The organism is Schaalia suimastitidis DSM 15538 (genome assembly GCF_000429105.1).
Taxonomy (GTDB): domain Bacteria; phylum Actinomycetota; class Actinomycetes; order Actinomycetales; family Actinomycetaceae; genus Pauljensenia; species Pauljensenia suimastitidis.
The window spans coordinates 565,577-575,770 of the sequence record NZ_AUBF01000006.1 but is presented as its reverse complement, the minus strand read 5'-3'; the positions used below and the strand labels follow the sequence as shown (position 1 = coordinate 575,770).

Sequence of the window (10,194 nt, the reverse complement as noted above, 5' to 3'; positions counted from 1 at the left end):
CAGGAGCAGTGCCCATACCCGGCACATACGTCGCCACATGATCAGCCTCATCCACATCCCCCACAGCAACAGCAGTACGCAAACGCGCCGACCCCGTGTCATCAAGCATCAACAACGACACATCATCATCACTTTGAATCAGTTGTTCAATGGCGTGAGCATCACGCAACCGCTTCTGCGCCATCGTCAAAGCAGCAAGATACGGAGACACCGCATGCCTCACCCCACCAGGATCCACCAACCCTTCTGCCCCCACACGCTCCTGCCACTCCTCATGCAACGACGTTAAACGCTCAACCTCACCTTCCAACTCCTGCACCAACACCGGCAAACGACACCGATTCGCCGCATCCCGCGACGCCGCATCCACCCCATCAAGATTACCCACCACCTCCGGAAACTCCCTCACCAAACGCTCCCGCTCCGCAACCGTCAACGCCTGCCACCACGCCGCAACCTCCCCAGTAGACCAACTCGGATCCGGCAAATCAGCAAGCCCCTGAGAAAAACTCCCCGCCCACTCACACACCCCACATAAGCGAATCACACACGACCTGGTCCAAAGATTCGGCAAAACCAGAGGGCCGGAGCGATTAACAATCGCTCCGGCCCTCTAAGAACGTGACGAGAAGGTCACTTCTCTTCAGTGGTTTCCTCAGCTACATCTTCCGCGGCATCGCGCTCTACGGCTTCCGTTTCCTCGGTTACTTCCGTTTCTTCAACCGCGGGTTCTTCCTTGGCTTCTTCAACCTTGGCGGCAGCAGCCTCAGCGGTCTTTTCTGCAGCAGAAACGACAGCTTTCTTCTCCACGCGCTCCATCACAAATGCAATGTGCATCATGGGGGCATTGTCGCCCTTACGGTTGCCCACGCGGGTCAGGCGGGTATAGCCACCAGCGCGTTCAGGATCCATTGCGGGGACGATTTCGTCGAATAGCACGTAGACGGCGTCCTTATTAGGGATCTTCTTAGCAACAGTACGACGAGCGTGCAGATCGCCACGCTTGGCCTTGGTCACAAGCTTTTCCACATACGGCTGCAACATCTTGGCCTTAGCCTCAGTGGTCACCAGCTCGCGGTGCTCAATGAGTTGAGCGGCAAGGTTGGAAAGGATGAGCTTCTGGTGTGCTGGGCTCCCACCCAGACGTGCACCCTTCTTAGGGGTAGGCATAGGTTTCTCCTACGTTATGTGGCGTCCATCGGACGCGCAATTGTCAGATGGACTGGTCGTCGCTGAAGATCGAACCGGGATCGACTGCGTCGCCACCAATTGTGGGCATGACAGAGTCCTTGAGGGTCATTCCAAGGGTTGCAAGCGCATCCTTGATTTCCTCAATGGACTTCGTGCCGAAGTTACGGATGTCAAGCAGGTCTGCCTCAGAGTGGGCAACAAGTTCGCCCACCGAGAGGATGCCGCGACGACGCAGAGCGTTGTACGAGCGTGACTGCAGGTTAAGGTTTTCAATTGGCAACGCGAGGTCAGCAGCGAGGGTGGCGTCCGTGGTGGAGGGGCCAACTTCGATACCTTCTGCTTCTTCGTTCAGTTCGCGCATGAGGCCGAAGAGTTCAACCAGGGTCTTACCTGCCGAAGCGATAGCGTCGCGTGGGGCAATGGCCGGCTTGGTCTCCACATCGATGATGAGGCGATCAAAGTCGGTGCGCTGCTCAACACGGGTTGCTTCAACCTTGTAGGTCACTTTGACAACCGGCGAGTAGATCGAGTCGATCGGAATCCGGGAAATTTCTGCCTGAGGATCCTTGTTCTGCGCTGCTGATACGTAGCCGCGACCACGTTCGACAGTCAGTTCAATTTCCAGCTTGCCTTTTTCGTTCAGGGTCGCGAGGTGAAGCTCAGGGTTGTGGATTTCCACGCCGGCCGGAGGCGTGATATCGCCCGCGTAAACCGGGCCAGGGCCGGATTTGTGCAGGTACATCACGACAGGCTCGTCGTTTTCCGAAGACAGCACGATTTGTTTGATGTTGAGGATGATCTCAGCAACATCTTCCTTGACACCGTCGACGGTGCGGAACTCGTGAGGCACTCCGTCAATGCGGATAGTGGTCACAGCCGCACCAGGGATCGATGACAGCAGCGTACGACGCAGCGAGTTACCCAGCGTGTAGCCGAAGCCTGGTTCAAGGGGTTCAAGTGTAAAACGCGAACGGAAATCGCTGACCTTCTCCTCGGTGAGGATGGGGCGTTCTGCAATGAGCACGTCTTGTTCCTTTCTGACCGACGCCCACTATATGACGTCGGATAGGGGTCCGCAGTTGCGGTCAAGGGGTGTGGAAGAAGCAGGATGCTCGCTTCCAGACGTGGGGGCCTGCTCGGCAATTGCCGAGGCGGTGCCCCGCTGGGCGCTCAGACGCGGCGACGCTTCGGAGGACGTGCGCCGTTATGTGCCTGCGGGGTGACATCCTGGATGGAGCCAACCTCGAGGCCTGCTGCCTGCAGGGAACGGATCGCAGTCTCACGACCGGAACCGGGCCCCTTAACGAAGACATCAACCTTCTTCATGCCGTGCTCTTGTGCGCGGCGCGCGGCGGCCTCGGCAGCGAGCTGTGCAGCGAAGGGGGTCGATTTGCGTGAGCCCTTGAAGCCGACCTGACCTGACGAGGCCCAAGAGATAACGGCGCCTGTGGGGTCGGTGATGGAAACGATGGTGTTGTTGAACGTCGACTTGATGTACGCGTGACCGTGGGTGACGTTCTTGGAGAGTTTGCGGCGAGGCTTGCGGCCTGCACCGGTGCGGGTGGTCTTTCCAGCCATGTGTGTATTTTCCTTCGAAGTCGTATGAGTAGTGGTCGGCGGTACAGTAATTGCCTGGCCGACCGCGGCCTATTACTTGGCCTTCTTCTTGCCTGCAACAGTGCGCTTGGGGCCCTTACGGGTACGCGCGTTGGTCTTGGTACGTTGACCGTGGACCGGCAGACCACGACGGTGACGAAGGCCCTGGTAAGAACCAATTTCGACCTTGCGGCGAATGTCTGCTTGGACTTCGCGGCGAAGATCACCTTCAACCTTGAAGTTATTTTCGATGTACTCGCGCAGTTTGACCAGGTCGTCTTCAGTGGCGTCCTTGACGCGCACATCCGGGCTGACGCCGGTTGCTGCAAGAGTTTCTTTGGCGCGGGTACGTCCAACGCCGTAGATGTAGGTAAGCGCGATCTCCATCCGCTTTTCGCGGGGCAGGTCGACGCCGGCAATACGTGCCATGTTTGTGCTCCATTTGCTCTTCGGAGGTCGTCACTCCCCTTTCCGGGTGAGCCACCCGGCCCCGGCCTCCGAACCGAGGGTCGCTATCGCGTTTAGAGGAATGCTGTTGGGCTTATGCCCACTTTGGCAGCAGTGTCAGGCTCAGCCTTGACGCTGCTTGTGCCGGGGGTTGTCACAGATGACCATGACGTTGCCGTGGCGACGAATCACCTTGCACTTGTCACAGATCTTCTTGACACTCGGCTTGACCTTCATGGTGTATACCTCCACTGCCTCACGGCAGCTTGTGTCGGTGCTTTTACTTGTAGCGGTAGACGATACGACCACGGGATAGGTCGTACGGGCTGAGTTCAACAACTACGCGATCCTCCGGGAGGATACGGATATAGTGCTGACGCATCTTGCCGGCAATGTGGCCGAGAACAACGTGACCGTTGTTCAACTCGACGCGGAACATCGCATTTGGCAAGGCCTCAATGACCGTGCCTTCCATTTCGATGACGCCGTCTTTCTTCGCCATGTGCCTCGGACTCACCTCTACGCATCTCGGACTTCCCAGCCGCAACGCGACCGGGAGGGCGCGTGCTGCGGATATGAATCATCCAAAGGCGACACGCCCAAGGATCAACACTACGCGAAAACGAGGTGAGGACGCTAGTCCGCAGCAGTGTCGACTGCCTCACCATTGAGCCGATCGGCAACACTCACACCCGCCTCGGTGTCCACACTTGCCTCTGGGTCTGCGGCTGTATTCGCATGCCTGCCAACAGGTGCGTATCAGCCCGCTAGTCGAGGTCCACCGGAGTGACACCGTAGGGTGCCAGTCCCGCTACCCCACCGTCAACCGCGGTCAGAATACTAATACCGTCATCGAGAATTGCGATGGTATGTTCCCACTGGGCTGCATCTGAACCATCACTGCACCGCACAGTCCAATCATCAGCCTCCGTACGCGTATCAATTCCACCAGTGGTCAGCATCGGTTCTACAGCGAGGACCATGCCAGGCTTAAGGCGTGGAGACATGCCGCGCGCACGATAATTCAAAACTTCCGGCTCCTGGTGCATAGCGGTGCCAATACCGTGACCAGTAAACTCCTCGATGATGCCTGCTTCCCACCCCAGTTCCAGAGCACGGTCAGCAACGACATCCTCAACTGCCTGCCCCACGCACGATAGGCGTTTTGACGAGGCAACGGCGGCCAACGCTGCCCACAGCGCTTCGCGGGTCACAGCGTCAAGCTCGCGACGCCTCGTCACTACGGCTCCCCGTTCTACGGCATGAGGATCTGCTACGGACCCCTGCTTGCCAGCGCCTCGCATGGCAGCAAACGTAACATCATCAACCCACGGATCACCGACTACGCACGTAAATGCAGCATCGCCATGCCACTGCTTACCCGAGGCACTCACCCAAGCCCCACAGTCGAAGCTTACGATATCGCCGTCACAGAGTTTCTGTTTTCCAGGGATCCCGTGAACGACGATGTCGTTCACCGAGATACATACGGTTGCCGGGTAGCCGTGATAGTTCAAGAAATTCGAATGCCCGCCGTTGCGCGCGATCACCGCACGGCACACATCGTCAAGTTCACCAGTCGAAACGCCAGCAACCGCTGCCTCACGCAGAGCGGCGTGGATCTGCGCCACAATTAGGCCCGCACGGCGCATGTGGCGTATTTCGTCTCGGGTTTTGTATTCGATGCGACCCATCATTGTCCTTACTTTCGTGTGATAAGCCTAAGATACTCCTGGCCCAACCGATGGGAGGTGCTAGTCTTTGCGCCCACCGATGTGCGTGCCGTGACCCCATAGTTAGCAAAGCCTCACCGATATGCCACGGTACCCAGCTCAGCGTGTGTCACACCAGCCAACACCCACATGCACAGTATGGAAGTGCCGCACTCGCTTTGACAGCGAATGCGGCACTGCACACTACTTGGCAAGGCGGTCAAGGACCTCTTCGATACTTGCCCACACCTCGTCGACCGTCCCACTGCCATCGACCGTTTCAAGTAAACCACGTTGGCTGTAGTAAGCGGCAATTGGCTCTGTCTGCTCGTGATAGACCTCAAGACGGTGCCGAATCACTGGCTCGGTGTCGTCAGAACGATGCTGCTCCTGCGCACGCTTGAGCATCCGCTCGACGACAACGTCCTCATCCACTTCAATAGCCAAGACCAAGTCAATACCTCGGCCCGATTCCTCCAGGTATTCTGCCAGGACCTGTGCTTGGGATACGGTACGCGGATAGCCGTCAAGTAAGAAACCTGCATCAGTATCGGGCGCTGACAAACGGACTTTCACCATCGGGTTCGTCACCGAATCGGGAACAAATTCACCATTGTCCATGTATTGGCGTGCCCGGTTACCTAATTCGGTTCCTGCAGCCATATTCGACCGAAAGATTTCACCGGTAGAGATAGCCGGAATGCTAAGCCTCTCAGCGATCTTTCGAGCCTGAGTACCTTTGCCTGCTCCCGGAGGACCAAGCAGGATGATGCGTGTCATCGAAGGAATCCTTCATAGTGATGCTGCTGGAGCTGCGTATTGATTTCCTTCACCGTCTGCAGACCAACACCGACCACAATCAGCAACGTCGTGCCACCGAAGGGCATTTGATTTGCTGAAAGGCTCAGAGGGATGATCAACAAGGCGGGAAGCAGAGCGATCACGACAAGGTACAAAGCACCTGCTGTGGTCAGACGGTTGATGACATAACGCAGGTATTCAGCGGTGGGCCGACCTGCGCGGTACCCGGGAACGAAACCACCGTAGCGTTTCATATTGTCAGCAACTTCGTCCGGGTTAAAGGTGATTGCGGTGTAGAAGAAGGTAAAGAAAAGCGTCAACAAACCGTAGGCTGTCAGGTAGGGCCATGCGGTCTGGTTGAAATTCGTGCCGATCCACTGCACCCACGCAGATGTCGGATCACCAAATTGCGCAAACATCGGAGGCAATGCCAGGATCGATGTTGCGAAGATGACGGGGATAACGCCCGACATATTGATCTTCAACGGCAGGTATGTTGTCGAACCACCATATTGGCGGCGTCCCACCATACGTTTGGCGTATTGCACCGGAATGCGCCGCTGCGCCTGCTCGAGGTAGACAACGACCGCAGTCACACCAAGCATCATAAGGATAATGGCGCCGACCGCACCCCACTTACCCGACTGTCCAATGGCAAGCAGCTGGGTGGGCATCGTGGCAGTGATCGAGGTGAAGATCAGCAGTGACATGCCGTTGCCGATACCGCGTTCAGTGATGAGTTCACCTAGCCACATGATGACAGCAGTGCCAGCAGTCATCACTATGAGCATCACAAGGAACCCAATCACCGAAGTGTCGGCGATAATATTTTCGCTACAGCCAGGGAACATCCCACCGGAGCGTGCCAGCGAAATCAATGTGGCAGATTGAAGGACACCTAAACCGATGGTGAGATAACGAGTGTATTGGGTCAGTGTTGCCTGCCCGGTTTGCCCCTCTTTGTGGAGGTCATCGAATCGGGGCACCACTACGCGCAGCAGCTGAATGATAATCGACGCGGTGATATACGGCATGATGCCAAGCGCGAAGATGGAAAGCTGAAGGAGGGCGCCACCCGAGAAAAGGTTAACCAAATCAAGCAGGGAGGCGTCGTTCTGTGCTGCGAGGCATCGTTGAACGGCCGCGGAGTCAACGCCGGGTGCGGGGATATACGAACCCATGCGGAACATCGCCATAATGAACAACGAAAACAGCAGCTTCCGACGAAGGTCGGGTGTGCGGAACGCCTGTGCGAATGCACTGAGCAAGGCTTCCTCCTGTTGGTGATGGGCGCTGGTATGAAACCAGCCTGGCAACCAGGTCAGACTACCGGATTGCCGAGGTCGGTGGCACGTTCTGAGGTCCTAGTGGGACGAGTGCCTCATCGCCGAGGCGTGTCACACTGTGCGGACCCGTGCACAACTGTACGGGATTAATGGTTGTGAGACAAAGGAGGGTGGTCCGTGATCGGACCACCCTCCTGGGTGTCTCAGCGGGCCTGGAGGGTTCCGCCGGCTGCGGTGATCTTGGCTTCAGCCGAGGCGGACCAGGAGTCCACAATTACCTCAAGCTTGACCGAGATGTCACCGGTGCCCAGAACCTTGACGGGGTGTCCGTCACGGACCGCGCTCTTGGCGACAAGGTCTTCAACCGTCACGGTGCCACCTTCAGGGAATAGTTCCTGAAGACGTCCCACGTTGACGACCTGGTATTCGACACGGAAGGGGTTCTTGAATCCGCGGAGCTTAGGCAAGCGCATGTGGATAGGCATTTGCCCACCTTCGAAGCCTGCGGGAACCTGGTAACGGGCTTTAGTGCCCTTGGTACCGCGGCCTGCGGTCTTACCCTTGGAGCCTTCACCGCGACCCACGCGGGTCTTCGCGGTCTTGGCACCTGGGGCAGGACGCAGGTGGTGTAGCTTCACAACACTCACTTGCTCAGTTGCGGCTGTCTTCTTGGAGTCCGCCATGGTCAGTCGACCTCCTCAACGGTTACGAGGTGACGCACGGTGCGCACGGCGCCGCGAACAGCATCAGTATCTGGACGCACGGTCGTTTGACCGATCTTGCGTAGCCCCAAGGTACGCAGTGTGTCCTTCATATTCTGCTTCGCGCCGATCGTGGACTTGACCTGCGTGATCTTCAGGTTCGCCATTACTCGCTCACCCCTGCAGCTGCCTTATCAGCCTCGGCCTTTTCAGCCTCGGCACGCTTTTCAGCTTCACCTTCGGCGCGCGCACGAAGCATTGCCGCTGGTGCGACACGTTCGAGCGACAGGCCACGGCGAGCCGCCACAGCTTCGGGCTGCTCAAGCTGCTTGAGCGCGGCAACCGTTGCGTGGACGATGTTGATTGCGTTGTCTGAGCCAAGGGACTTGGTCAGCACGTCGTGGACACCTGCTGCTTCGAGGACAGCGCGCACCGGGCCGCCGGCGATAACGCCGGTACCGGGAGCTGCGGGTCGAAGCAGAACTTCACCTGCAGCGTCGCGTCCCTGAACGAGGTGTGTAATAGTGCGGCGGATCATCGGGACGCGGAAGAAGTTCTTCTTCGCCTCCTCAACGCCCTTGGAAATGGCTTGGGGAACTTCCTTCGCCTTTCCGTAGCCGATACCGACGGTGCCTTCACCATCACCAACGACGACCAATGCGGTGAAGGAGAAACGACGTCCACCCTTAACCACCTTGGACACGCGGTTGATGGTGACAACGCGTTCGATGTACTGGTTCTTCTCTTCGCCTCGGCGGCTATCGCGGGCTTCCCCACGTCCGCCACGGCGTTCGCGACGTTCGCCGTCGCCCGAACGCTCAGAGCCTTCCTGACCGTTCCTGCCTCGCTGCTGTGCAGCCATCAGTTGATCTCTCTTTCTCTGGGTCGGGTCACAGCGCCAATCCGCCCTCACGGGCGGCTTCAGCGACGGCGGCCACGCGGCCATGGTACTTATTGCCAGCGCGGTCAAAGACCACGGTGGTGATGCCGACGGCCTGAGCACGCTCGGCGATCAGTGCGCCAACCTTGGCAGCCTTGTCCTTCTTGGTGCCTTCGGCAGCAAGAATGTCGGCTTCCATTGTCGAGGCGGACACGAGGGTCTTGCCGACAGTGTCGTCGACGACCTGTGCCACCATGTGGCGGTTGGAGCGTGTAACCACGAGACGTGGACACTCGGTGGTGCCGCTGATCTTCTTGCGCAGGCGCAGGTGACGGCGCTTGCGGGCAACGAATTTGCCCTTGCCCTTGATAACGGGGGACATCACTTACCTGCCTTTCCGACCTTGCGACGGATAACTTCGCCAACGTAGTGAATACCCTTGCCCTTGTAGGGTTCAGGCTTCTTCAGTTTGCGAATACGTGCGGCGGTTTCACCAACGAGCTGCTTGTCGATGCCCTTAACCGTGAATTTGGTTTGGGACTCGACGGTGAACTCGATGCCTTCAGGAGCAGGTACCAGCACAGTGTGGGAGAAGCCGAGGGAGAACTCGAGGTCCTTACCCTTGGCGACCACACGGTAACCGGTACCGGTGATTTCGAGTTGCTTCGAGTAGCCCTCGGTTACGCCGATGATCATGTTGTTAATCAGGGTGCGGCTCAGGCCATGAAGCGAACGCGACAGGCGTTCGTCATCAGGGCGACTCACGACTACAGTGCCTTCTTCGAGTGTGACCTCGATGGGCTCTGCCACAACGTGGCTGAGGGTACCCTTAGGGCCTTTAACCGAAACGGTTTGGCCGTCGATGGTGACGTCAACGCCTGCTGGGATGACGACGGGGTTCTTACCGATACGCGACATAGTTCAGCCTCCCTATCACCAAACGTAGGCGAGGACTTCGCCGCCCACGCCTTTGTCGGCTGCTTGACGGTCGGTAAGCAAGCCGGAGGACGTGGACAGAATAGCCACGCCGAGGCCGCCGCGGACCTTAGGCAGGTTGGTGGACTTTGCGTATACGCGCAGACCCGGCTTGGAGACGCGCTGAAGACCCTGCAGTGCGGCTTCGCGGTGGTTGCCGTACTTGAGGTTCAGGATCAGCGTCTTACCGACGCGAGCGTCTTCAACTTCGATGGAGGCGATGTAGCCTTCGTCGACGAGGATCTTCGCAATAGCGGCCTTCAGTTTCGAATACGGCATGGAAACCGCATCGTGGTGGGCCCGTGTAGCGTTACGCAGACGTGTGACCATATCTGCGATTGGATCAGTCATTGTCATTGGGGGTTTCTCCCCTTCCTCGTCGCGGTTTCTCCGGCGCACCGGGACCTACGACGTCAGTTTTACCAGCTGCTCTTGGTGACGCCGGGGAGTTCGCCGCGAAGGGCGAGCTCGCGCAGGCACACGCGGCACAGTCCGAACTTACGGTACACCGAGCGGGGACGACCGCAACGGTTGCACCGGGTGTAGCCGCGCACCGCGAACTTCGGGGTGCGTGCGGCTTTGATCTTGAGGGACGTCTTGGCCAT

At 58.2% G+C, this 10,194-nt stretch carries 16 protein-coding genes and 1 pseudogene; all 17 read right to left on the bottom strand.

All coding sequences use genetic code 11. The features are described 5' to 3' along the window. A pseudogene (locus G438_RS0102615) lies at positions 1 to 547 on the bottom strand (alpha/beta hydrolase); the annotation flags it as partial. Between the two features lie 86 nt (positions 548 to 633). Further along, entirely contained in the window at positions 634 to 1,170 is a 537-nt protein-coding gene (rplQ, locus tag G438_RS0102610) for a 50S ribosomal protein L17 (RefSeq protein WP_026460039.1), read from the bottom strand. 43 nt (positions 1,171 to 1,213) lie between these two features. Continuing rightward, the gene (locus G438_RS0102605; protein WP_026460038.1) at positions 1,214 to 2,215 is read right to left on the bottom strand and encodes a DNA-directed RNA polymerase subunit alpha; all 1,002 of its coding nucleotides are present in this window, start codon (positions 2,213 to 2,215) and stop codon (positions 1,214 to 1,216) included. Between the two features lie 146 nt (positions 2,216 to 2,361). Further along, positions 2,362 to 2,769 carry a 30S ribosomal protein S11 gene (gene rpsK / locus G438_RS0102600; RefSeq protein ID WP_026460037.1) on the bottom strand — a complete coding sequence of 136 codons (408 nt, stop codon included), beginning with the start codon at positions 2,767 to 2,769 and terminating at the stop codon, positions 2,362 to 2,364. A 72-nt stretch (positions 2,770 to 2,841) separates the two neighbouring features. Beyond that, positions 2,842 to 3,216 (bottom strand): 30S ribosomal protein S13, encoded by a 375-nt coding sequence (rpsM, locus tag G438_RS0102595; RefSeq protein ID WP_026460036.1) that lies wholly within the window; start codon positions 3,214 to 3,216, stop codon positions 2,842 to 2,844. A 141-nt stretch (positions 3,217 to 3,357) separates the two neighbouring features. Beyond that, positions 3,358 to 3,471: a 50S ribosomal protein L36 gene (gene rpmJ / locus G438_RS0102590; protein WP_003790577.1), complete on the bottom strand. Its 114-nt coding sequence runs from the start codon at positions 3,469 to 3,471 to the stop codon at positions 3,358 to 3,360. Between the two features lie 43 nt (positions 3,472 to 3,514). After that, complete coding sequence (gene infA, locus G438_RS0102585; protein ID WP_026460035.1) at positions 3,515 to 3,736, bottom strand: translation initiation factor IF-1; 222 nt, start codon at positions 3,734 to 3,736, stop codon at positions 3,515 to 3,517. A 265-nt stretch (positions 3,737 to 4,001) separates the two neighbouring features. Beyond that, positions 4,002 to 4,928: a type I methionyl aminopeptidase gene (locus tag G438_RS0102580; protein ID WP_026460034.1), complete on the bottom strand. Its 927-nt coding sequence runs from the start codon at positions 4,926 to 4,928 to the stop codon at positions 4,002 to 4,004. A 222-nt stretch (positions 4,929 to 5,150) separates the two neighbouring features. Continuing rightward, entirely contained in the window at positions 5,151 to 5,726 is a 576-nt protein-coding gene (locus tag G438_RS0102575; RefSeq protein WP_026460033.1) for an adenylate kinase, read from the bottom strand. Further along, the gene (gene secY, locus G438_RS0102570; RefSeq protein ID WP_026460032.1) at positions 5,723 to 7,015 is read right to left on the bottom strand and encodes a preprotein translocase subunit SecY; all 1,293 of its coding nucleotides are present in this window, start codon (positions 7,013 to 7,015) and stop codon (positions 5,723 to 5,725) included. The genes G438_RS0102575 and secY overlap by 4 nt, the downstream gene beginning before the upstream one ends. Before the next feature lie 221 nt (positions 7,016 to 7,236). Then, the gene (rplO, locus tag G438_RS0102565) at positions 7,237 to 7,716 is read right to left on the bottom strand and encodes a 50S ribosomal protein L15 (protein WP_034284653.1); all 480 of its coding nucleotides are present in this window, start codon (positions 7,714 to 7,716) and stop codon (positions 7,237 to 7,239) included. Positions 7,717 to 7,718: 2 nt separating this feature from the next. Then, the gene (gene rpmD, locus G438_RS0102560; protein WP_026460030.1) at positions 7,719 to 7,901 is read right to left on the bottom strand and encodes a 50S ribosomal protein L30; all 183 of its coding nucleotides are present in this window, start codon (positions 7,899 to 7,901) and stop codon (positions 7,719 to 7,721) included. Beyond that, positions 7,901 to 8,596: a 30S ribosomal protein S5 gene (rpsE, locus tag G438_RS0102555; protein WP_026460029.1), complete on the bottom strand. Its 696-nt coding sequence runs from the start codon at positions 8,594 to 8,596 to the stop codon at positions 7,901 to 7,903. The genes rpmD and rpsE overlap by 1 nt, the downstream gene beginning before the upstream one ends. 28 nt (positions 8,597 to 8,624) lie before the next feature. After that, positions 8,625 to 8,996 (bottom strand): 50S ribosomal protein L18, encoded by a 372-nt coding sequence (rplR, locus tag G438_RS0102550; protein WP_026460028.1) that lies wholly within the window; start codon positions 8,994 to 8,996, stop codon positions 8,625 to 8,627. Further along, a complete protein-coding gene (gene rplF, locus G438_RS0102545; protein WP_026460027.1) occupies positions 8,996 to 9,532 on the bottom strand; it encodes a 50S ribosomal protein L6 in 537 nt (178 codons plus the stop codon). Before rplF ends, rplR begins: the two co-directional genes overlap by 1 nt. A gap of 15 nt (positions 9,533 to 9,547) precedes the next feature. Further along, positions 9,548 to 9,946, bottom strand: coding sequence for a 30S ribosomal protein S8 (gene rpsH / locus G438_RS0102540; protein ID WP_026460026.1), 399 nt, complete (start codon positions 9,944 to 9,946; stop codon positions 9,548 to 9,550). Between the two features lie 62 nt (positions 9,947 to 10,008). Then, entirely contained in the window at positions 10,009 to 10,194 is a 186-nt protein-coding gene (locus G438_RS0102535; protein WP_026460025.1) for a type Z 30S ribosomal protein S14, read from the bottom strand.